The 22,327-nt window shown below is 66.5% G+C and carries 21 protein-coding genes and 3 pseudogenes; 14 read left to right on the top strand and 10 right to left on the bottom strand.

The features are described from left to right. The first annotated feature begins 263 nt into the window (after positions 1-263). The 5 genes and pseudogenes from tnpA (LV780_RS18220) (at position 264) to LV780_RS18205 (ending at position 2,892) form a co-directional block, all read left to right on the top strand. Positions 264-671, top strand: a complete 408-nt coding sequence (tnpA, locus tag LV780_RS18220) for an IS66-like element accessory protein TnpA (RefSeq protein WP_108222708.1) — start codon at positions 264-266, stop codon at positions 669-671. Then, positions 668-1,003 carry an IS66 family insertion sequence element accessory protein TnpB gene (gene tnpB, locus LV780_RS18215; RefSeq protein WP_108222709.1) on the top strand — a complete coding sequence of 112 codons (336 nt, stop codon included), beginning with the start codon at positions 668-670 and terminating at the stop codon, positions 1,001-1,003. Before tnpA (LV780_RS18220) ends, tnpB (LV780_RS18215) begins: the two co-directional genes overlap by 4 nt. Continuing rightward, positions 894-1,136 (top strand): IS1096 element passenger TnpR family protein, encoded by a 243-nt coding sequence (locus LV780_RS22015; RefSeq protein ID WP_326489521.1) that lies wholly within the window; start codon positions 894-896, stop codon positions 1,134-1,136. The genes tnpB (LV780_RS18215) and LV780_RS22015 overlap by 110 nt, the downstream gene beginning before the upstream one ends. Before the next feature lie 38 nt (positions 1,137-1,174). Next, positions 1,175-1,748: pseudogene (locus tag LV780_RS18210) on the top strand (IS5 family transposase); the annotation flags it as partial. A gap of 112 nt (positions 1,749-1,860) precedes the next feature. Beyond that, on the top strand, positions 1,861-2,892 hold the full coding sequence (locus LV780_RS18205; protein ID WP_108222809.1) for an IS110 family RNA-guided transposase: 1,032 nt from the start codon (positions 1,861-1,863) through the stop codon (positions 2,890-2,892). 500 nt (positions 2,893-3,392) lie between these two features. On the opposite strand, the gene LV780_RS18200 is transcribed toward LV780_RS18205, so the two are convergent. The 6 genes from LV780_RS18200 to LV780_RS21965 form a co-directional block, all read right to left on the bottom strand. Beyond that, positions 3,393-3,953, bottom strand: coding sequence for an AAA family ATPase (locus LV780_RS18200; RefSeq protein WP_407647920.1), 561 nt, complete (start codon positions 3,951-3,953; stop codon positions 3,393-3,395). 68 nt (positions 3,954-4,021) lie between these two features. Further along, positions 4,022-4,432 carry an ATP-binding protein gene (locus LV780_RS18195; protein WP_280523355.1) on the bottom strand — a complete coding sequence of 137 codons (411 nt, stop codon included), beginning with the start codon at positions 4,430-4,432 and terminating at the stop codon, positions 4,022-4,024. Between the two features lie 81 nt (positions 4,433-4,513). Beyond that, on the bottom strand, positions 4,514-5,575 hold the full coding sequence (locus tag LV780_RS18190) for a transposase (RefSeq protein ID WP_233864038.1): 1,062 nt from the start codon (positions 5,573-5,575) through the stop codon (positions 4,514-4,516). A gap of 81 nt (positions 5,576-5,656) precedes the next feature. Next, a complete protein-coding gene (locus tag LV780_RS18185; RefSeq protein WP_117344987.1) occupies positions 5,657-5,869 on the bottom strand; it encodes a hypothetical protein in 213 nt (70 codons plus the stop codon). Positions 5,870-6,037: 168 nt separating this feature from the next. Next, complete coding sequence (locus LV780_RS18180) at positions 6,038-6,541, bottom strand: ATP-binding protein (protein WP_108222815.1); 504 nt, start codon at positions 6,539-6,541, stop codon at positions 6,038-6,040. Positions 6,542-6,705: 164 nt separating this feature from the next. Further along, positions 6,706-6,828, bottom strand: coding sequence for a Mu transposase domain-containing protein (locus tag LV780_RS21965; protein ID WP_267964964.1), 123 nt, complete (start codon positions 6,826-6,828; stop codon positions 6,706-6,708). A 59-nt stretch (positions 6,829-6,887) separates the two neighbouring features. Here LV780_RS21965 and LV780_RS18175 point away from each other — a divergent pair, with 59 nt between their 5' ends. The 4 genes and pseudogenes from LV780_RS18175 to LV780_RS18160 all read left to right on the top strand — a co-directional run. After that, on the top strand, positions 6,888-7,205 hold the full coding sequence (locus LV780_RS18175; RefSeq protein ID WP_108222814.1) for a DUF2382 domain-containing protein: 318 nt from the start codon (positions 6,888-6,890) through the stop codon (positions 7,203-7,205). A 66-nt stretch (positions 7,206-7,271) separates the two neighbouring features. Beyond that, a complete protein-coding gene (tnpA, locus tag LV780_RS18170; protein ID WP_044247894.1) occupies positions 7,272-7,676 on the top strand; it encodes an IS66-like element accessory protein TnpA in 405 nt (134 codons plus the stop codon). Then, positions 7,673-8,026, top strand: a complete 354-nt coding sequence (tnpB, locus tag LV780_RS18165; protein WP_108221760.1) for an IS66 family insertion sequence element accessory protein TnpB — start codon at positions 7,673-7,675, stop codon at positions 8,024-8,026. Before tnpA (LV780_RS18170) ends, tnpB (LV780_RS18165) begins: the two co-directional genes overlap by 4 nt. A 64-nt stretch (positions 8,027-8,090) precedes the next feature. Further along, positions 8,091-8,783 (top strand): annotated as a pseudogene (locus LV780_RS18160) (IS66 family transposase); the annotation flags it as partial. Positions 8,784-9,055: 272 nt separating this feature from the next. Here LV780_RS18160 and LV780_RS18155 read toward each other — a convergent pair. Next, on the bottom strand, positions 9,056-10,108 hold the full coding sequence (locus LV780_RS18155) for an IS110 family RNA-guided transposase (RefSeq protein ID WP_108222804.1): 1,053 nt from the start codon (positions 10,106-10,108) through the stop codon (positions 9,056-9,058). 78 nt (positions 10,109-10,186) lie between these two features. Between LV780_RS18155 and tnpC the strand changes: the two are divergent. Next, positions 10,187-11,230 (top strand): annotated as a pseudogene (gene tnpC / locus LV780_RS18150) (IS66 family transposase); the annotation flags it as partial. A 310-nt stretch (positions 11,231-11,540) separates the two neighbouring features. Here tnpC and LV780_RS18145 read toward each other — a convergent pair. Together LV780_RS18145 and LV780_RS18140 are read right to left on the bottom strand one after the other, a co-directional pair. Then, positions 11,541-11,918, bottom strand: coding sequence for a response regulator (locus LV780_RS18145; protein ID WP_108222710.1), 378 nt, complete (start codon positions 11,916-11,918; stop codon positions 11,541-11,543). A 65-nt stretch (positions 11,919-11,983) separates the two neighbouring features. Then, positions 11,984-15,400 carry a CheR family methyltransferase gene (locus tag LV780_RS18140; RefSeq protein ID WP_233864205.1) on the bottom strand — a complete coding sequence of 1,139 codons (3,417 nt, stop codon included), beginning with the start codon at positions 15,398-15,400 and terminating at the stop codon, positions 11,984-11,986. Between the two features lie 332 nt (positions 15,401-15,732). On the opposite strand from LV780_RS18140, the gene LV780_RS22010 reads away from it, so the two are divergent. From LV780_RS22010 to LV780_RS18120, 4 genes are all read left to right on the top strand, one after another. Next, complete coding sequence (locus LV780_RS22010; protein WP_326489523.1) at positions 15,733-16,413, top strand: DUF6880 family protein; 681 nt, start codon at positions 15,733-15,735, stop codon at positions 16,411-16,413. Beyond that, positions 16,383-17,087 carry a hypothetical protein gene (locus LV780_RS18130; RefSeq protein ID WP_205025768.1) on the top strand — a complete coding sequence of 235 codons (705 nt, stop codon included), beginning with the start codon at positions 16,383-16,385 and terminating at the stop codon, positions 17,085-17,087. The genes LV780_RS22010 and LV780_RS18130 overlap by 31 nt, the downstream gene beginning before the upstream one ends. 578 nt (positions 17,088-17,665) lie before the next feature. Further along, entirely contained in the window at positions 17,666-18,583 is a 918-nt protein-coding gene (locus LV780_RS18125) for an MBL fold metallo-hydrolase (protein ID WP_108222713.1), read from the top strand. A gap of 139 nt (positions 18,584-18,722) precedes the next feature. Then, entirely contained in the window at positions 18,723-20,984 is a 2,262-nt protein-coding gene (locus LV780_RS18120) for an adenosylcobalamin-dependent ribonucleoside-diphosphate reductase (protein WP_108222714.1), read from the top strand. A 267-nt stretch (positions 20,985-21,251) separates the two neighbouring features. Here the strand turns inward: LV780_RS18120 and LV780_RS18115 are convergent, their stop codons facing one another. After that, positions 21,252-22,241, bottom strand: a complete 990-nt coding sequence (locus LV780_RS18115) for a hypothetical protein (protein WP_147326428.1) — start codon at positions 22,239-22,241, stop codon at positions 21,252-21,254. Between the last annotated feature and the right edge of the window lie 86 nt (positions 22,242-22,327).

Below are 22,327 nucleotides of genomic sequence, written 5' to 3'. Positions count from 1 at the left end.
GCCTTTCCTGAGCTCGCCTGTAGATAGCAGCTCTCAGTCTTCGAACCACCATCTTGAGGCGGCGACAGCGCCGACCTCGTAGACAAGAGCGAACCTCGCGTGGATACAGAGAACGACCAGCAGCTGCGGCCGGACAGGGCATGCTTGGCCGTCTGCTGCGCGGGACGAAGCCGCCGCTGACACTGCCGATTTGATGAGACGAACGTAAGGCTCCGCCGAGGGCCGCCTGCCGGGGCCTGATTTTATGACTTACGTCATGATGTATGTCACGCGCTAAGGTCATTTCACAATTCGAGGTCTTCGCGGCGGGCGAGCTTGGCCGCCGCCGGACCTGGTTAGACGCGGAGAAGATCCGCATCGTCGAAGAGAGCTATCTCGGTCACCGGCAGGGCTCGGTGGTCGCACGCCGGCACGGCATCTCGCGCGCGCTGCTGACGCAATGGCGGCGCGCCTGGCACAAGGGGCTGCTGGACGGCGGACGCCCGGTTGTCACGCCGGTGGAGATCGGCCCAGATCTTCATGACCGACAGCGGGTGACACCGGCCATGCAAGGAGCGGATGCCCACGCGCGGATCGAAATCACGCTGGCGAACGGCCGACGCCTCGCCGTGTCGGCAGACATCGAGGCGGTGACGCTGACGCGCCTCGTGCAGGTTCTGGAGCGGGCATGATCGCCTTTCCAGCGGGAACGCGGGTCTGGATCGCCGGCGGCGTCACGGACATGCGGTGCGGGATGAACTCGCTCGCGCTCAAGATCCAGCAGGGGCTCGGCCGCGACCCGCATGGCGGCGAGATCTTCTGCTTCCGCGGCCGCAAGGCGGACATGGTGAAGCTGCTGTGGTTCGACGGGGTGGACGTGTCGCTTTATGCGAAGCGCCTCGAGGCGGGCAAGTTTGTCTGGCCGTCGAGCACCACGGGCGAGGCCGTTGCGATATCCGCAGCCCAGCTCGGCTGCCCCCGGCTATGCGGAGTTCCTCGAGGCGCAGGCCGATCCCAACCATGAGGCTCACGCCGAGATGATGGACCTCCATGGCGGCACGTTCGATCCGGACGACGCCGGCATCGACCGCATCCTCGACAACTTCGAGCGCCTCGCGAAGAAATGGGCGCCGAAGGTCACCAGCAGGCCGCTCTGAACTACCTCCGCGGCCGCGGCCCTCGCCGGATGCTTACGATCATGATGGGCCTGGCGGCCGAGAGGGCCGAGCACAAGACGATCATGATCGACGCGACCTAGCTGAAGGCGCATCGCACGGCTTCCAGCCTGTGCGTGAAAAAGGGGGGCGCGCGCGTCAGATAGGTCGCAGTTCGAAGATCAGGAAACAGTCCGGGGGACTGTTTCCCTGAGAACGGGGGGCATGAACACCAAGTTGCATGCCGTCGCCGATGCGAAGGGCCGGCCGATCGGGTTCTTCATGTCCGCTGGACAGGTCAGCGACTACTCAGGCGCGGCGGCGCTGCTGGGCAGCCTGCCGAAGGCGGACTGGTTGCTGGCCGACCGGGGCTACGACGCGGACTGGCTGAGAGAAGCGTTGAAAGACAAGGGGATGAAGGTCTGCATCCCCGGCCGGAAATCTCGCAAGAAAGCCGTCAGATACGACAAGCGGAGGTACAAGCGCCGCAATCGCATCGAGATCATGTTCGGTCGGCTGAAGGACTGGAGGCGCGTTGCCACCCGATACGACCGCAGCCCGGAGACGTTCTTCTCTGCTATCGCACTCGCAGCCATCGGCCTGTTCGGGCTCTGAAACGCAATGAGATGCCGTAACGGGGCCTGCGTCGCGACCTGCCCGTACCCGTTGCCAAATCGAGGGCACGCTGGCGCCATTCCCGTATCGGATCCATCGGGAGGACTGCGGGATGAAGCTGTTTGTCGGACTGGACGTATCGCTGGAGAAGACCGCGATCTGCGTGATCAACGAGCATGGGAAGATCGTGAGGGAGGCGCAGGCAGCCAGCGAGCCGGAAGCGCTGGCGCGCTGGATTGGGGACCAGGACGGCACCATCGCCGCCATCGGCCTTGAAGCCGGCCCCCTGTCGCAATGGCTGCACCGCGGGCTGACCGGGGCGGGACTGGACGTCGTGCTGATGGAGACCCGGCAGGTGAAGGGCGCACTGAAGGCCATGCCGATCAAGACCGATCGCCGGGACGCGGAGGGCATCGCGCGTCTGTTGCATCTCGGCTGGTTCCGGCCGGTTCACTGCAAATCGGTGTCTGCACAGGAGGTCCGCGCGGTGCTCAGCGCCCGCAAGGCTGTGCAACAGGGGTTCATCACTCTGGAAATGTCCCTGCGCGGGCTGCTGCGGAACTTCGGGCTCAAGGTCGGCACCATATCGCGTGGCGGGTTCGAACAGCGGATCCGCGAACTGGCTGCGGGAAACCCGATGCTGATAGCGGCGACCGAACCCATGCTCCGCGCACGCTCGGCGCTGCGGCGTGAGCTGGCGGGCCTTGAACGCCTCGTCCGCCAACTCGCCCATGAGGATCCGGTCTGTCTGCGCCTCATGTCGATGCCCGGGATTGGCGCGGTCGTGGCACTGACCTATCGATCCGCTGTCGACGACCCGGCTCGATTCACGTCCTCGAAGAAGGTCGGGCCGTGGGTCGGCCTGACGCCGTCTCGCAACCAATCGGGCGAGCGCGATGTCTCTGGCGGGATCACCAAGGCGGGCGACGTCAATCTTCGACGCGCGCTCTGTCAGGCTGCCACCGTCATGATGCATCGCGGGAGGGCGAACTGGCTGCGAAGCTGGGCGGCGAAACTCGCGCGCCGTCGTGGTGCCAAGCGCGCAATGGTTGCACTGGCGCGGCGCATCGCCGTGATCCTGCACCGCATGTGGAAGGACGACACCGACTTCCGCTTCGATCTTCCGGTGTTTCCTGCCGGCTGAAGATAGAGGTTCCAGACCGCTGCCCGCCTGATCGCGGGCCTTCGAGGTCCCCACGGGACGCGGTTCCGGTGATGCCGTGCTCAGGACTGATGCCGATAGCATCGAGCACGCCAATGAGATGGGCACACCGAAACTGCATTGAACCAGCATCATGTTGGCGGCCTTCGCGCCGACCACGGACCGAAGCATGCACCCGGGGCGATCTCAGTCGAAGGCCGCCGAACAGGGAGGCAGATCACTTGCTCAAGGCAGAAAATCGCCGTTCGGCGGCACATCCCCATGCGCAAAACGGCTTGACCGGGACGGACCCGTTACCGAAGTCTGGAGCCTAGTTTCCAAGTTCTGGTCGATAACATCGATCGGCCTTTCCGCTGCGCATATCGCTGATTGCGGCGATTGCGATGCTGCACCGCCCTCCGTCGGCTTCCCGCCCTTCCTGATCGGGCCCGCTGTCATGCTGCACAGAGCACGTCCGGCAGCTCAGGGCTGGATCCAGACCTTCAACGCCTCGGGACGAGGGGCTGCGCCGGGCAGGACAACAGCGTGCCTGAGCTCTCCGGAAGTCGCGCCAAGAACATCCTGATCTCGCTCGCGCTCTGCAGCCGGAAGATGGCCTTGTCGCCGGGCGCACCAGCCACCAGCCGTTCGATCTGAACTCGGCTGGCGACTCTCGTGCTCCAGATCCAGCGGTAGAAAGACCAGTCGATCTGCTCGGGGCAGCCGTCCGGCAGATCGGGGCGCGTGCGCCCCCGATACTGGAGCGAGCGCAGGAACACCCGCCAGAGCCGGACATGGATCGGCACATCGAGCCAGATCAGCGTGTCGCAGCGTGCCAGCCGCTCCGGCCATGTCGCAGAGTGTCCGCCCTCGAAGATCCACTCCTCACGCGCATGCACCTCCTGGCACAGGCGGGTCTTCTCCTGCCGCGACCGCTCGATCCATCCGGAACTCCAGTGGATATGGTCGATGTGAAAGACCGGCAGCCCGACGCGCCTGCCGATCTCCCGGGCCAATGTGGATTTGCCCGAGCCGGGCTGTCCGACGATCATGACTCGTTTCATGAGGGCCTCCTGCCAGTTCGCGAAAGCCCATCGGCGTAGCATCGGAAGCTCCGTGCCTCAACCGCCTGTCAAACGACATCAGGAACTGACCCCTCGGCGTCACGAGGAACTGCCCCCCTCCATTCTGGGCTGAACATTGGTGTTGTCTTTCGCCGGTAGCTCTGGCCGCGAATGGTGACGACATGGCTGTGGTGCAGCATCCTGTCGAGGATCGCGGTGGCGACCACGGGATCGCCGAAGACCGTTCCCCATTCGCCCACCGCCCGGTTCGATGTCACCAGCAGGGCGCCTCGTTCGTAGCGGCGGCTCACGAGTTGGAAGAACAGGTGCGCGGCATCGGGCTCGAAGGGGAGGTATCCGAGTTCGTCGATGATCAGCAGCTTCGGCTTGGCGCAATGAGCAAGCTTTTCCTCCAGCCGTCCCTCGGCATGGGCCTTGGCCAAGGTTGCGACCAGGGTCGTCGCCGGCACGAACAGCACGGTGTAGCACGCGACGATGGCCTCGCGGCCGATAGCGACGGCGAGATGATCTTGTACCGATAGCGCAAGCCGATTTTGGGGTCATGCGGCGAGTTGTGTTCGGTTGGCGCGCCGTGTGGCGCGGATGGCGTCCGGCACGTTGTAGCGCTCGGCGACGATCGCCTTTGCCTCTGCAACGGAGATCCCGCGTCCGTCCGCGTCGCGCAGCACGTAGGGTCTGCCGGATCGCAAGACGCTGAAGATGCGGTTGACGAGGCGGTTGGCCACGGCGCAGAGGGCCTGCTTGTGATGATGGCCCTTGCCGGTCATCAGCCTCCAGTAGACCTCGGCCAGATCGGGATCGATCTTCCGGGCGGTGTCCGCGGCGAGCATGAGGGCGCGCTTGATGCGGTCGTTTCCGCCCTGTGTGATCTTCTGCCGTGGTCGTTCCACACCGCCACTGTCCGAGCGGCGCGGGAACAGGCCGCAGAAACCGCGGATGTGGCGCTCGGACCTGAAGCGATCGGCGGTCTGGAGCAGGCCAAACAGCACCGGCGCCAGATGGCGGCCGACACCGGGGATGGTGCGCAGGACATCTTCCGGCTGGAGCTCGGCGTAGAGCGCCTCGATCTTGCGGTCCAGATCGGCCCGGGCGGTCATGTGAGCGGTCATGACATCGATCTCGATGGCGATTTCCGCCTGGAGTTCGGCGAAGTCGACATGGTCCCGATGGAGGGCGCGGGCCTCGCGCGCGGCTTGGCGCAGCCCCTCGACGAGGGTCTCGACAAAGGGCCCGCTGTGGGGGTGGTTGCCACTCGCGTGCCGGGCGATGAAGCCGGCGATGGTGGACCTGCGCGCCCTGAGGACCGCCTCGGGGTCGACCCACCGCTGCAACAGGGCCATGGAGAGCCGGGTTCCGATGTCGGGCAGGACCCGCTCGAGTGCCGGGGAGGCCCAGCGGATCAGATCCAGAAGACGGCGCCTGGCTGCGGCGATCGCGTCCTGGAAGCGGCCGCGCTGCCTGGTGAGGCGCTGCAGGGCGTGGCTCCTGGGCACCGGGAGGTGGAGCGGATCGAGCTCTGGTCCCCCGAAGCCTGGAATGGCGGCCAGCACATGCGCATCCGCCAGATCGGTCTTGGCGTGTTCGGAGAGATAGCGGCGCAATGCCCTGACGCGCTTGCCCTTGACGCGGGTTACCACAATGCCGCTGTCGGCAAGCCTGTGCGCACGCGACGGGGCACCAGCTCATCCCGGTGGGTTCCATGACGGCGAGGCCATGACGGCGAGGACGGTGTCGCCGGTTCGGAGCCCCGTGGTCGCCTGCGCCATGAAGGCATCAAGCGAGCCCGTGTCGTGGCGGAAGCGGATGGGGCGACCGACCGGTCGGCCGTCATCGTGGATCTGCGCGACATGATCACCCCGGATGGCGAGGTCGATGCCGATGGTTCTGTTGATCATGGTGAGGATCCTTGCTGGTGAAGAACCGCACGCCGCAGGCACAGTCAGGTATGTCATCCGTGGCCGTGCTTCCCGTGGGAAGCCACGCCGCAATCGTGTTACTCTTGCCCCGTCGACGCGGCCGGGTCGGGCAATGACGTCACGGTCACGAGACGATCCGCGGATCTCTCAGGGTCTTCGACCCGAACCGGCCTGGTTCGCGGCGACACCTTCACCCGGTTCCCGGCGCGCCGGGAACCGGGTCCGATCCGCGATCACCTCCGCGAAGCCGTATGCTTCTGCGACTTCCCCGTGGCATCGGACCCGGCTCGCTATAGATACCTGCGTCTTGCCGACGCCGGGTGGCCCGAGAAGCAGCACGGCCTCGCCGTTGGCGATGAAGCGCCCGGTGGCGAGGTCCCGGATCTGGCCGCGGTCGATGGAGGGCTGCGCGGCGAAGTCGAACCCAGCAAGATCGCGATGGAATGGGAACCGCGCCAGGCCAAAGCTCATCTCGATCCGACGCTGATCCTTGCGGGCGATCTCGCGTTCGCAAAGCATGGTGAGGGCCTCACGGATCGTGAGTTCGCGGCGCCCGGCTTCATCGAGCAGGCTGTCGAGCTGGTCCCGGATGGCCGTCAACTTCAGGCGCGTCAGCATCCGGTCCAGGTGGTCGGCAAGATCGGGCAGCATCACCAGGCCCCGCCCGCGACAGCGTCATACTCGCTCAACGGTCGCAGCAGCGTCGGCACGTCCGGCATCGGACAGATGGCCTTGCGGCGGCCGATCCCGGCAAAATGGGCCGGATCGGCAACGCGCCCATGTCGACCGCTGCGCAAGGCATGGCGCGCGACATCCTACCCGGCATGCTGAACGCGCAGGTCCGCCCCCGCCACGATGACCGTCACCCGCTCGCCGATCAGCGTCCAAGGCGCGGAATAGGCATTGCCATCGACCTCGACCGAGCAGTCGGAGGTCACCTTCCAAACCAGTTCCCGCCTTGCCAGGAAGGGGGGATCCCGGAGGCTGGCCGCAAGGCATGTGCCTCGTCCCGATCGAACCGCAGCCGGGGCGCCTCGCCGGTCGTGCCGTGGACTCGCGCATTCGCCACCTCGCGCGTCCAGGCATCCGGGTGACCTCCAGCGTCCGTGAAACGCCGGTCGAGGCGACCGTCACCCTGCGCACGGAAACGGTGGGCGCCGAACGCCGCGACGCCAATCGCCCGCTGGAAGGCGATGAGGCCGAGACCGCCTTCAAGGAGAAAACCATCGAGATGATGGGAACCCGCGAAGAGGCCGAGGTCCACAAGGAGGCTCGGGTCGTCGGCGAGGTGTATGCGCCGCCTATGGCCCATTGAGTTCCCGGGTTCCGGATCGGGATGGGAGGGGCGAGTCTCGTTCTGAGGGTTCAGAAGGAGGCGACCATGCCGGATGGCGGTGAAGGGTTCGACGGCCGGATCGAGGTGATCCGGCGCACTCGTGGCTATCGGCGTTGGCCGGACGAGGTGAAGGCCCGGATCGTGGCAGAGAGCTTTCGCCCGGGCGTCCGTGTGGCAGAAGTGGCGCGGCGGCACGGGGTGCTTGCGCACCAGCTTTCGGCTTGGCGGCGGCAAGCCCGTAAGGGGCTGCTCGCTCTGCCCGAGGACGCGGTGGAGGGCCTGGAGGCTGCCTTCGTGCCCCTGACGGTGGAGCCGGAGTGTGGCGCCGGACTGGATGGCCTGTCAGGCGTGGTCACCATCGAGATCGGCGCCGTCATCCTGCGGGTTCCGGGTAACGTTCCGGCCGAACGGGCGGCGGCGCTGGTGCGGGCGCTGCAGGAGGCACCATGATCGTCGCCGGCCAGCGGCTGCCGATCGTGGTGGCGACCCGGCCCGTCGACTTCCGCTGCGGCCATCCGGCGCTGGCGCTGATCGTGCAGAACGAGCTGAAGCTCGATCCGCATTCGGGCGTGACGGTGATCTTCCGCTCGAAGCGGGGCGATCGGCTGAAGATTTTGGTCTGGGACGGCAGCGGCCTGGTGCTGATCTACAAGCGGCTCGAGCAGGGAAACTTCGCCTGGCCGAGGATCCAGGACGGGGTCATGCGGCTGTCCCGGGCGCAGTACGAGGCTCTGTTCGAAGGGCTGGAGTGGCGTCGGGTGGTGGCACAACGGGTGGCGCCTCCGGCTGCGGCGGGGTGACTCAGGCGGTCGTTTCCGACCTTGTTTTACTGGGGTCCGCGGCTCGGATCGGGTCGAAGGGCGCATGTCGCAGCCCCTCGATCTCAGCCGGTTTCCCGATCTTCCGCCCGAGGTGGTGACGGCCTTCCAGGCCCAGCATGCGGCTCTGGAAGCGGCCCGGTTCGAGGCCTCCGTCGAGCGTGCCGCGCGCCTGCACGAGCAGGCGGTGGTGGCCGAGAAGGACGCCTTCATTGCCGAGCTCAAGGAACTGATCGGGACGCTGGAGGGCCAGGTCGCGCAGTACCGGCAGGCGAAGTTCGGGCCGAAGTCCGAGAAGCTTGATCCGGCCCAGCTGGAACTGGCCCTCGAGGATCTGGAGACCGCCATCGCCGAGACCGAGGCGCGCATCGCCGCGGTCGAGGAGAGGATCGCAGCCAGCGCTCCCGATGCGGAGAAGAAGCCCCGCGCGCCCCGCAGGGCCCGTGCCCTGCCGGACCACCTGCCGCGGGTCGAACGGGTGATCGAGCCGGCCAACATCGTCTGCCCCTGCGGCTGCGGGGACATGGTCCGGATCGGCGAGGATCGAACCGAGCGGCTCGACATCATTCCGGCCCGGTACCAGGTGATCGTCACGATCCGCCCGAAATACGCCTGCCCGAAGGGGCGGATTGGCGTCGTCCAGGCCAAGGCTCCGGCGCATCTGCTGGAAGGCAGCTGGCCGACCGAGGCGCTGCTTGCCCATGTCGCCGTGGCCAAGCATTCCGAACACATGCCGCTTCTGTGATCGGGCGGGTTCGGTCAATGGCGATGACGGTCCAACGAGCAGGTCCATGCTTCTGTCCGTGGTCGGCGCGCCGCCACAAGATGCGGACTGTGGAGGTCGGGATGCTCCTAAGCTCTACCTCGGCTTCACTTCAGCCATGGGCAAATCCGAGCTGATCCCGTCCGTCGTCCCTACTCGGGACTTCACACCGTCGCCCAAAGGCGCCGGATCTCAGTGATGACGAGCACGTGGTCCTGGTGGCTCGCGGGGCCTGATAAATTTCGTCATCATGCTGCTGCGAGGTCCTGGGCCGAGGCTGGTGGCCGACCCGCCGCCCAGTATGCGGTTCCGGACTTCCACATCGCCAGCAGGATCGTTGCGAGCTTGCGGCTCACGGCAACGATCGCCTTCTTCATTGATGTCCGTTTCGCGATCCTCAAACCCCAGGACTTCAAGGGCGACATGACCCGCGCCCGCCCGAGAATGCTCGCCGCGGCCTCGAAGAGCATGACGCGCACCCGCGGATCACCGGCCTTGGTGATCCGTCCGGCGATATCAGTCTTGCCCGATTGCCACCTTCGCGGGGTCAGTCCCGCCCAGGCGCCAACATCCCTGCTGCGTGGGAAGCGGTCCGGGTCATCGACGGCACTTCGGAAGGTCAGCGCCACGATCACGCCCACACCCGGGGTCGTCATCAGCAGCCGTGTCACGGGATCGGACTTCGCGAGTGCCATGAGCTGGCCGTCGAGGCTGGCAAGTTCGTCAAGGAGCAGGGCTCGCACCCGCAACATGGCGTCCACGATGCCCTCGAGGAGCGGGTTTCCGGCGGCAAGTTCGCGCGCCCGGGCCTCCCACGTCTTCCGCGTCACAGATCCCATCTTCAGCCCGAAGGTCCTCAGCGCGGCGCGGAGCGAGTTCTCCGTCGCCGTCACTTTTTCTATGAGGAAGGTGCGCGCGGTGAGCAGAACGCGGGTCTCCTGGGCGGTCAGCGACTTCACGTGTACGCGCTTGAACCAGCCAAGGCGCACGAGCTGGGCGATGCCGCGGGCGTCATGGCGATCGGTCTTGACGCGCATCGCGGCGAAGGCCGCTCGGACGTGACGCGCCTCCATCACCGAGACAGAGAACCCCTCGCGGACAAGCCCCTCGTGGAGCCACTGGGAAAGGTTTCCGGCTTCGAGGCCGACATGCTCGATGCGCCGGCCCTGGTGCCGGATAGCCTTGGCAATCGCCTTCGGCTCGCTCGCAGCGCGTGTCTCCTTGACGATGCGACCGCCTTCGTCGACGACGCAGATGTGCGTCTCGTCGAGCGACACATCAAGACCCACGAAAAACTCCATGGCATGAGCTCCTTGATCGGTTGCGATGCAGGACAGGGTCTCAACGTCGACGCTTGGCGCAAAGCCCGATCAGCGCATCTCAACCGGCAGGCCGTGGTCATGGCGCGGCTTGGCGTGCCGATCGACCGCTCGGTGCTGGCCGACTGGATGGGGCGCACCGGTGCCCTGATCGCGCCGGTGGTCGACAGGATGGCGGAGTTGCTGAAGGCCGGCAGCTCTCGGCTCTACATGGAGTTCGAAGGGGACCGTGGCTGCAGTGCAGCCGCGTAAGCCCCGGAGAACGCCACGGCTCCGGTGCTGGACCCGGGACGCGGCAAGACCAGGACCGGCTACCTCTGGGCGATGCTGCGGGATGACCGGGGATGGGGAGGTCCCCTGCCTCCTGGCGTCGTCTTCCACTACCGCCCCGGGCGCAGTGGCGAGTTCGCCGACGAGATCCTCGACGGCTTCGACGGCACCATCCAGGTTGACGCCTATGGTGGCTACAGCCACCTGGCCAAACCTGACCGCAAGGGCGGCAAGCCGTTGGCGCTGGCGTTCTGCTGGGCTCACGGTCGGAGAAAGCTGATCAAGGCCGCGCCGAAGAAGGGCTCGCCCATCGTCGACGAGGCGCTCCTGCGCATCGCGGCGCTTTACAAGGTCGAAGACGCCATCCGCGGCTCGGCTCCCGACCATCGTCGGGCCGTGAGGCAGGAACTCTCCCGCCCGCTGGTCGACGCCTTCTTCGCCTGGCTGGCCGCCCAGGCCGCCCGGGTCTCGCGCAAGTCGGACCTCGGCGAGGCCATGGCCTACATGCTCCGCCGCCAGGACGGCTTCCGGCTCTTTCTGGAGGATGGCCACCTCGACATCGACTCCAACCTGGTCGAGAACGCCATCCGCAGCCCGGCCATGAACCGCCGCAACGCGCTCTTCGCGGGCCACGACGAGGGCGGACGGTCCTGGGCGCGCTTCGCCAGCCTGATCGGCACCTGCAAGATGAACGGCGTCGAGCCTTACGCCTACCTGCTCGACCTGTTCACCCGGCTCGCCCACGGCCACCTCGACAAGGACATCGACGCGCTGATGCCTTGGGCCTACATCCCGGCGGCCAACACCAAGGCCCCCTCACAACCGGTGAAATGACCTCATCCGTGAGTACCCAGTGAGCTCGTATGAGCTCAGACAACCACCGGACGTCGGCGTCGCCGGGCGAGAGCGCAAGCGAAACCTCAATGGGGCGGAGACGCCGCTTACGGCGAGGTCGAGCTTCGCAAGGAGGCTTCCGAGCGCCGACGACCGTCAAGGACACCGTCCGCAAGACCCACGTCGAGGTGGAGCGGATCGGCGATCGCGCTGCACGGAAGTAAGGCCACATCCAGAGGCCGCACGGCACCCCGCTCCCGAAGGGGCGGGGTCTGCCCGGAGGCCAGACGCGAAAGTGTCGCCGGATGGCCTACTTGCGCAGGTCGCGCAAGAGCATCAGCGTCTCTGCCAGGCGCTTGTTGGTCAGAGGCTTTTCGAGACGGCGCGCAGCCTGCAGAAGCGGGTTTCCCGAGATCGAACGGACATGACCGCTGACCACGACGAACGGGATCCCCTGTTCTTGGAGCCTCACGGCGACGGGCAACGCCGACTCGCCCGCGAGGGTTTCATCCAGCAGTGCCAGATCGGCCCCATCGCGCGCCAGCGTCGCCAGGGCCTCGGCAACCGAAGCCGCCGGGCCGACCGGACTGTAGCCCAGTTGCTCGAGCATGCACACCAGATCCATCGCGATCAGGTACTGGTCGTCGACGACCAGAACCCGGGTGCGGTTTTCTTGGGTCTGTTCCATTCGGATTCCGCCTGTGCTGGGCGACGGGTTGAAAAGCGCTGCGGCAGAAGGCGTGTCGCGGCCATTCAAGGCCCGTCGGGAGGGGTCAACGGGAACGATATGCGGCAGAGAGCGCCATCCGGGGCAAGAGTCAGGTCCGCCTCTCCGCGCAACTGGTATGCGACCAACTGGCGGATCAGCGTCGACCCGAACCCTTCGCGTTCGGCGGGTTCTGGCGCCGGGCCACCGCTTTCCCGCCACAGCAGTTGGACATGATTGTCCTGTTCTCTCCACGACACGGCGGCGCGGCCGGTCGCGTTGGAGAAGGCACCATACTTGGTGGCGTTCGTCTCGAGTTCATGCAGCACAAGGCTCAGCGCCAGCGCCTGCGATGACGAAAGAAGGACTTCGGGACCATCGACCGAAACCCGATCTGCCTCGACCGAATGGGCGTCGAGGGTGGCCTGGACGGTTTCGCGCAGCGGGCCCGGGCGCCAGTCGCGCGAGAGAAGCAGATTGTGCGCCCGGGAAAAGGCAGAGAGCCGCCCGGAGAAGGCGTCCACGAATTCCTCAAGGGATCGGCTGCGGCGCGCGGTCTGCGAGGCAAGACCCTGCACGACCGCCAGCGCGTTCTTCACCCGGTGTCCAAGCTCGCCCATCAGGATCGCCTGATGCGCCTCGAACGCCCGGCGCTCGGTGATGTCCTCGATGGCCAGCAGGATCAGTTGGACATGATCGAGCCTGCGGCCGCTCAGCAGCAGGATCCTGTGGCCGATGGTGCGGAAGTCATGCTCGACCTGGAAGTCCTGGAAGGCTTCGTCTTCCGGCAGCACCTCGTTCAGAAGGCGCCGCAGCTCGGGGATGTTCCACTGGCCGTCGCCCAGATCGTAGACCAGTCGGTTCACGGTGCGCTCGGGTTCGGCGTTGAATGTCCTGAAGAAGGCGGGGTTCGCCGAAACCACGCGGAATTCGGTGTCAAGCACCAGAAGAGGTGTCGGCACGGTTTCGACGATCCGCTCGGCGTAGCGCCGAGCGTCCTGGATCTCGGTCACCTCGCCGAAGGTGACGACGACGCCGGCGATACGGTCGTTCGCGTCCCGGTAGGGCGTGATGCGGCGCAGGAAGGTGCGGTGTCCGGCCGACTCCACCTGCCCCTCGCACCGCTCGAGCGTCGCGAGCACGCGGCGACAGTCGTCCTCCAGCCGTGGATCCTCGTAGCTGCGGACGATGTGGCCGACGGGGCGGCCGACATCCTCCTGCCGGATCCGGAAAAGCTCGGTCAGGCTGGGCGAGAACCAGCGCACGGCAAGGTCGGCATCCAGGAAGAGCGTGGCGACATTCGTGCTCCGCATGAGGTTGTCGAGGTCGGCCGTCCGCTCGCGCAGTTCCGAGACCGTTTCCCGAAGCTGCGCGTTGACGGTCCGCAATTCCTCGTTCAGCGACTGCAGTTCCTCCTTCGAGGTCTCGAGCTCCTCGTTCGCCGCACGCAGTTCCTCGTTGATCGAGGTCATCTCTTCGCTGTAGGCGCGGGTCTCCTCAAGATTCTGATGCGCGGCCCAGGTTGTCGTGGCGAGTTCCGCGCGCAGCAGGCGGACTTCCTCTTCAAGCTCCTGCCCCCGCAGCGGCTCGGCCGGGAGGTCGCCAGGCGTCGTCTTGCGGACGGGCCGCTCCTCGACGAAGCTGATGACGAACCGGCTCTCCGCCTCGGCGATCGGCGTCGCCTCGATCAGCAGAAGGTGTTCGTCGCTCCCGAGGACCGTGTGCGTCCTGACCGACTCCGGCTTGCCGGTGCGCGCGGCCCCATCCAGCGCCCGGCGGATGTAGGGCGCCAGCCCCTCCCGTGCCAGCGCCATCAGGTTCTGCGTCACCTCTCCCACCTGCGGCCGAAGGTATTGGCTCATGTCGCCGTGGTAATAGACGATGACGGCTTCGCTGTCCGTGACGACGGCGGGTGGAGCGTAGCGATCGGCCAGGGTTGCGGCTACCCAATCCGACAGGCGCCGCTGCCGCGCGGCCGGCAGTCCCGGCGGACCCGTGCGCGATGCGCCGCCATGCCTGCGCTCCAGCTCGCGGATTAGCGGGAAGTCCAGCAGATCGTGCCGTGTCGGACCGATCCGACGCCAGATACGGGCGTCCTTGTCCAGCGCCTCAAAGAGGTCGCCCGTCTCGCCGACGCTCTCGGCAGAGCCGAGAAACAGCGCCCCGTCCTCGGCCAGCGCAAAGTGGAACAGGCGGACCAGCCGCCGCTGGATCTCTGGCTTGAGATAGATCAGCAGGTTGCGGCAGATCACGAGGTCCGCGCGCGAGAACGGCGGATCCTGGACCAGGTTCTGCGGGGCGAAGATCATCACGTCGCGAATCACCGACCTGATCTGGACGCAGTCGCCCGAGCGATCAAACCAGCGGTCGACCAGGTTTTCGGGCAGGTGCGCGACCGCCGACGCGGGAAAACGGCCCGACCGCGCCCGCGCCAGGGCCGCGAGCGAAGCGTCGGTCGCGAATATTTCCACCTGCGCCTCGGACCCCGTCTGGTGCAGGAGTTCAAAGATCGAAATCGCGACGGAATAGGCTTCTTCTCCGGTGGCACAGCCCGCGGTCCAGATGCGGATCGGCCGCTCTGCCGACCGTCGCGCAACAAGCGGCTTCAGCACCTTTTCCGTCAGACTTTCCCACGCCCTGCCATCCCGGAAGAACGAGGTCACGGTGATCAGCACGTCCTTCAGAAGAAGGTCGGCTTCCTCTTCGGAAGTCTCGACATACGCGGCATAGGCATCCCAATCCGCAAGCCCGAGGAAATGCACGCGGCGGTCGATCCGGCGGAACAGCGTCCCGATCTTGTATTGCCGGAAGTCGATGGTACTCTGGCGTTGCAACGCGCGCAGGATCCGCTCGAAGGGATCGACTTGCGTTGTCTCGCTTTCCGCCACCCTCGAGGCACCTGCCTTGCCACTCTGCCCCGTGGCGTCATCGCCGGGCATAGCCTCGCGCACAACCTTTCCGTCCCGAAGCCGCGTGGCATTGCGAACAAGCGCCGGAACCATCTGTGCCGGCTCGAGCACCATGTCCACGAAGCCCGTCTCGATGGCCCGCCGCGGCATCTCGTCGAACTCGGCGCTGTCGGGCGCCTGTGCAATCACGCAGCCGCCGGCTTCGCGCACCCCCCCAAGCGCCGTCGAGCCGTTCGATCCGGTGCCCGAGCAGATGATCGCCGTCGTCCGGTCGCCAAACTCTCGCGCAAGACCGCGAACGATGTCGTCGACCGGCCGATGCGCGCTTCCGGTGGCGCGCTGCCGCGGGATCAGGGCGCCATCCGCGACATCGAGCGTCCGGTCGGGCGGCAGGACATAGATGGTCCCGCAGGCGATCATTGTCGGATCGTCCACTGCCGCGACAGGAAGGTCGATCCTGCTGCGCAGCAACTCGACCAGGTGGCTCTCCTGATCGGGGGACAGGTGGAGGATGACGACATACGCCATCTTCGTCCGCGTCTCCTCTCGGGACATCGCGTCGAAGAAGTCGAAGAAGCTCTGCAAGGCCCCGGCAGATCCGCCCAAGGCGACCACCGGAAAGCCTGAAGGTGGTGGATCTGCCATCCCTGCAACCTGATGCATCCCGCCCGGTCTTGCAAGCGATAGTCGCCTCCAGTGGTCAGGCTCTCACCCGTCCCGCGGCGTGACCAGGAACAGTCTCCGGCAAGTGTGCCTGACGGCCCGGGCGGCCCGGTCTGGGTGACCCCGCCGCCGGCTCGTCCCGACGCTCAGGGCGAGCCTCACCGACTGATCTCCTCCAGCGTTGCCGCGCGGTCTTCCATCAGGCATGACGGACCGGCGCCACGATCACGGACCCGCCCCATGGCCCGCAAGCCCGCTCTCGACATCGAGACCCTCCTCAAGTTCGGCCCCGAAAAGCTCGCTCGGCAGGTGCTCGACGAGACGCAGGACAATCCGGGCTTCAAGCGCCGCGTGGCGGCCTCGCCGAGGACCTCGGCCCCGCCGATCCGGCGCTGGCGGTCGACCGGCTGCTCCGCTACCTCGTCACCCACGGCACGGTCTTCGAGCGCGTCGACGATTCCTCGGGCCGCGTGGCCGACACCTATGCGCTGGCCATCGAGGCGCTGGGGCCGCTGGTGGGGCGGCTGAGCGCGGCGGCCTCGGACCTGCCCGAGCGGGTGACGGAGGCGCTTGGCGCGAGCGCCTACGACTCTCTGACCCCGGTCGCGCGGGCGATCATCCCCCACCTGCCGCCTGCGGTTCTGGCGGCCTGGGACGCTGATCTGGCGGATCGCAGCGCGGCGCTCGGCGCGCCCGGGCGCGACCGCTGGTTCCGCTCGGCGGCGGCGGAATGGGCCGACATCCGGCAGGCGATCGCGGTCGCGTCCGCACGATGGTCAGCAACAACATCTCCGCAAGCCACCACCGTCGTGCTGGAAGCACGCCTCTGGCGTGACGCGCGCCCAAGCATGGCGATGCCCTGCTCGCGGGCCTGTTGCGCTGCCGGCGCTGCGGTCGCAAGCTGACGATCCGCTACACCGGAGCCAAGCACGACATTCCGCGCTCTTCCTGCTGGCGCGGGCTGCTCGACAACGGCGAGCCACGCTGCATCGCCTTCGGCGGCCTGCGGGTCGACGATGCCATCGAGGAAGCCCTGCCGCAGGTGGTCGAACCCGGCGCCATCGCTGCCGCCACCGAGGCAGAGGCGCAGGCTGCCGACGTCGAGGCCAGGATTGCGGCGCATGATGCCACGGCGCCCGGACCATCCTCGCTGGCGGTGCTCGACGCCACCAGACTCGCCGGGAACCTTCGATCGATCTGGGCCGGCCCCACAACGGATGCGCGACTGAAGAAGCGTATCGTCCGTGGCGTCATTCATGAAGTGGTTGCCGACATTGATGACGGCGCGTCCGAAATCGTCCTGCTGATCCATTGGATCGGCTGCGCGCACACCGAGCTTCGGCTGCCGAAGCGGCGGCGGGGACATCGCAACAGCACCGCTCCCGAGATCATCGTCGCGGTGCGCCACCTCGCGCTCATCGCCTCCGATGACCTCATTGCCGGCATCCTCAATCGAAGCGGCCTGCTGACCGGCCATGGCAATCGCTGGACGCGTGAGCGCGTCACGCCTTGCGCTCGCATCACAGGATCCCGGTGTTCCGACCGGCCCCTGACGGCATCGAGCCGTGGCTCAACCTGACCGACGCCGCGCGTCTGGCGGCTGATGCCCTTCCTGCTGTTGCCGCGCGGGCGCCTGCCTTGTGCTGGCCGCGCTCTCGCCGGTCTGGTCCATCCCGCGGATCTTCCTGGGCTTCGGCCTCGCACAAGGGGTGATGAACCCGGAGATGAGCGCGGTCTGGGTCGAGCTTCACGGCACCGCCCATGTCGAGGCGGTCCGGTCGATGGCGACGGCGGCCCTTGTCGCGGCCTCCGGGCATCGGCCCCGGCGTCGCCGGCTGGCTGATCGACGGCGGCATGCCCCTTGGACGGCAAGCGGTGGGTTACACGGCCTTCTGCCTCGCCTGCGCCGCAGGCTATGCGCGTCTCCAGCCAAGCTTCCGCCGGAGGATGAGGGAGAGCCTCCCCGCTTGGCCGCACCCGCTTGGCCCGGCGCGCACCGGGCACGCTTCGGCATGGCATCTTGCGGCCGGCTTCGCACCATCCTCGGCATGTCTGGCCAACTTGGGCGCTTGATCCTCGTCTTTCTGCCGAGGATGCTTGCCGGGCTCTGGCTCTGCACAAGATTGACTCCATGCAGGTCAAAGGAGCGCATGTCGCATGTCCGAGTCAAAAATGAAGCAGCGCGTCGTGCGCCACTCTCGCTCGCGCGGCGCGGGCAGCCCGGATGTCTGGGGCATCTACGAGCCGGACACAGGCTCGATCCAGTATGTCTGCGCCGATCCCTCGACCCGGCAGGCGGCGCTGATCGACGTGGTATGGAACTTCGATCCCCAGCATTACCGCTTTTCCACCGAGAGCGTGGATCAGGTGCTGGACCTCGTGAAACGGGAGCGGCTGCGCGTGGCCTGGGTGCTCGACACCCATCCGCACGCCGATCACATGATGGCTTCGGCTCTGTTGAAAGAGCGCACCGGCGCCCCCAATGCCATCGGCGCCAGGGTGGAGGACATCGCCCGGATCTGGGCCGGTATCTACAACCTCCCGGATGCCTTCAACCCTCGGCGCGACTTCGACCGGCGGTTCAGCGCGGGCGAGACCCTTGCGCTGGGGGATCTCGAGATGCGGGTGATGCTGTCGCCCGGCCATACGCTCGGCTCGATCACCCTGGTCTGCGGCGATGCCGCCTTCACCCATGACACGCTGATGCAGCCCGATGTGGGCACCTCGCGCGCCGACTTTCCGGGCGGCAACGCGGCCGAGCTGTGGGAGTCGATCCAGTCCATCCTCACCCTGCCCTGCGACACGCGCCTCTTCGTCGGCCACGATTATGGCGCCGAGGAGCGGGACGAGCCGATGTGGGAGGCGACCGTTGCCGAGCATCGGGCGGGAAACGTGCATGTGCGCGACGGGACGGACCGCGACGAGTGGATCGCCCTCCGCGAGGCGCGCGACCGCACCCTGCCCTTGCCGGACCGCATCCTTGCCGCCATGCAGATCAACCTCCGCGGCGGACGCCTGCCCCCGGCCGAGACCGACGGGCGGCACTTCCTGAAGCTGCCGGTCAACCGCTTCTGACCTGCGGGCCGTGCGCCATCCACCAATCCCCGACCGGGGCTGCCGCTGCGGATCCTACCCCTAATGGTTTGACCCTTTCGGCGGACGGGCATATCTTGGGGAACTTCTCCGCCAAACCACTAATCCAAGGATCCCTCCCATGTCCCGCTTCCACGCCCCCATTGCCGAGCAGATCTGGGACATGAAATACCGGCTGAAGGATGCCGCGGGGCATCCGCTCGATGGGACGGTCGAGGACACCTGGCGCCGGATCGCGCGCTCGCTGGCCGAGGTCGAGGCCGATCCGCAGCTGTGGGAAGACCGCTTCTACGCCGCGCTCGAGGATTTCCGCTTCCTGCCGGCCGGCCGGATCACGGCGGGCGCCGGCACCGGACGGACGGTGACGCTGTTCAACTGCTTCGTGATGGGCACCGTCCCCGACAGCATGGCCGGCATCTTCGACGCGCTGAAGGAGGCCGCGCTGACCATGCAGCAGGGCGGCGGGATCGGCTACGATTTCTCGACCATCCGGCCGCGCGGTGCCGAGGTGAAGGGCGTGGCCGCCGATGCCTCGGGGCCGCTCTCCTTCATGGATGTGTGGGATGCGATGTGCCGCACCATCATGTCCGCGGGCTCCCGCCGCGGTGCGATGATGGCCACGATGCGCTGCGACCACCCCGACATCGAGAGCTTCATCGAGGCCAAGAAGGATCCGGCCCGGCTGCGGATGTTCAACCTCTCGGTCCTCGTTACCGACGCCTTCATGGAGGCCGTGAAGGCCGACGGGCCGTGGGATCTGACCTTCGGCGGCAAGGTCTACAAGACGCTTGAGGCGCGCGATCTCTGGAACCGGATCATGCGCTCGACCTACGATTTCGCCGAGCCGGGGGTGATCTTCATCGACCGGATCAACCGGATGAACAATCTTGCCTATTGCGAGACGATCGCCGCGACCAACCCCTGCGGCGAGCAGCCCCTGCCCCCCTACGGCGCCTGCCTCCTCGGCTCGGTGAACCTCGCACGGCTGGTGACGGGCGCCTTCTCGGATGAGGCCAAGCTGGACCTGGCGGCGCTCGACGATCTGGTGCGGCTGGCCGTTCGGATGATGGACAATGTGGTGGATGCCTCGCGCTTCCCGCTGCCCGAGCAGGCCAACGAGGCGCAGATGAAGCGTCGGATCGGCCTCGGGGTGACGGGGCTTGCGGACGCGCTCCTGATGGTGGGCCTGCGCTACGGATCCGAGGAGGCGGCCGAGCGGACCGAGGACTGGATGAAGGCCATTGCCCGCTCCGCCTATCTCGCCTCGGTGGATCTTGCCCGCGAGAAGGGCGCCTTCCCGTTGTTCGAAGCCGAGAAATACCTCGCCTCGGGCTCGCTCACCCACATGGACGAGGATGTGCGCGAGGCGATCCGCTCCCACGGCATCCGCAACGCGCTGCTGACCTCGATCGCGCCGACCGGCACGATCAGCCTCTATGCCGGCAATGTCTCATCGGGGATCGAGCCGGTCTTCGCCTATGCCTACAAGCGCAAGGTCCTGCAGAAGGACGGCACCCGTACCGAGGAAGAAGTGGTGGATTATGCGGTGCGGCTCTGGCGCGAGAAGATGGGCGACGCGCCGTTGCCGGACTATTTCGTGAATGCCCAGACACTCGCGCCGCTCGACCATGTGCGGATGCAGGCGGCGGCCCAGAAATGGATCGACAGCTCGATCTCGAAGACGATCAACTGCCCCGAGGACATCTCGTTCGACGATTTCGCCGATGTCTATCGGGCCGCCTGGGATCAGGGCTGCAAGGGTTGCACGACCTATCGGCCGAACGAGGTGACGGGCTCGGTCCTGACGGTCTCGGAGGCGGCCGCGGCCCCGGCCCCCACGCCCGAGAAGGCCGGCGAGGTGGTCTATCTGACCGACCCGCTCGACCGCCCTGCGGCGCTGGAGGGCGCGACCTACAAGGTGAAATGGCCCGGCTCGGAACATGCTATCTACATCACGGTGAACGACATCGTGATCGCCGGCCACCGCCGCCCGTTCGAGGTGTTCATCAACTCGAAGAACATGGAGCATTTCGCCTGGACGGTTGCGCTGACGCGGATGATCTCGGCCGTGTTCCGTCGCGGCGGCGACATTTCCTTCGTGGTCGAGGAACTGAAGGCCGTCTTCGACCCCCGCGGCGGCGCCTGGATGGAGGGGCGCTACATCCCCTCGATCCTTGCGGCGATCGGCGGCGTGATCGAGCGCCACCTGATCGCGATCGGTTTCATCGGCGGCGAAGGGATGGGGTTGAAGACGGATCCCAAGGCCGACGTCGAGGTTCTGGGTGTAAAGGCCAAGGCCTGCTCGTCCTGCGGCAGCTATGACCTGAGGATGGTCGAAGGCTGCATGACCTGCGCCAGCTGCGGGTTCTCGAAGTGCGGCTAGGTGGTTCAGCCTGAAGAGTTCTCGATGCTCAGATAAATTGGCCACTCGTGTCCACAAGCGGATGTCGATCGATCAGGACGGGCTTCACGAGGCCCGTTGACGTTCTCCTCGCCCACTCTCGATGCTCAGATAAGTTGTCCACTCGTGTCCACTGACGGACGCTGATGGACCAAGGCGGGCCCCACGGGGCCCGTTGCCGTTTCCGGTTGTCGTTCCACGGGGCGGGCCGGACAACGCTTCTGCGAAAACCTCGAGCGGACCGCCCTGTCAGGTCGAACTCCAGTCGATCTTCCTGATGTCCCACTCCTCGCGCGCTATGGCGCTGGCTTTCCGGAGAATCGCATGCGATGCCGAGTTGACGCGAAGGCGACGCAGCGTCTTGGAACGCTTCCCGACGGTGATGACGCCCTTCATCGTGTAGTCCTCCTGCTGTTGCGGAAGAAGACCGTTCCAAGCGGCCCTCTGGGCGTCGTCCAAGCGAGCTTCCCAAGCCTTTCGCAGTTTCGATCTCTCCTTACGGGACGAACCCCGACCGGGCGGGGAAGGCAAGATCCCGACAGCTTCGGTCAGCGCGTCCAACTCGTCGGGCGTCAGCTTGTGGGGCAGGATGAGCAGCCGCGCCTTGCCGCGGACCATGATCTCCTCCAGTGACATCGAGGTGGTGGCCGTGAACGGCGGTACCAATTTGCAGGACGACGGCACCACTTCGCGGCGCGGTTGAACCTCAGCCGCCGCCGGCTTCCGGTAACGCGCCCGGACCAGGGCGCGGACTCCGGGCTGCGCCATCAACCACTGAAAGGGCCCACCGGCGGCCCTCATTTCCTTCAGGATGTCCGTATCAATCCGCGGAAGCGGCGAGGCATCAGCGCCGTTTACCCGTAGGTCGAAGATGTCGCGCATGGCCCTTGCCCGCCGCACGATCGGATCCCATTGGGACGGGCGCTCCGCCGGACCGGCATCTGTTCCAGGCGCGTTCGCTCGCTTCTTCCTGAGCCTTCCTGCCATAATGTGTTCGAAATCAGGTTGCCACACCGCCCAGGCGACCGGACCTTCAGCCTGCGTGACCTCGGCCTTCAGGTCAGGATGCAGGGATCGAGGAAGCTTCACGTTGTCACCTTCAAGCAACATCTGATCGATGACCGCAAAGAGAAGGGCCCTGCGGGCGGCCTTGCGTTGCTCGGACGACAGCCGGTAGGTCCCCGGCATCCAATGCGACGAATTCACGCTCGTGGCCGAACTAGGCTTCCGCTTGGGCAAGTCCTTTCTCCGTCACTGAAAACACCAAGTGCAACACGGGCGCCGCCTCCAGTATGAGGCAGGATGTTACCTGAGGGTGAGGGTGT

Origin of the sequence: Cereibacter azotoformans (assembly GCF_021391315.1) — a bacterium.
GTDB lineage: Bacteria > Pseudomonadota > Alphaproteobacteria > Rhodobacterales > Rhodobacteraceae > Cereibacter_A > Cereibacter_A azotoformans.
This window is presented reverse-complemented; position numbering and strand designations above follow the sequence as displayed.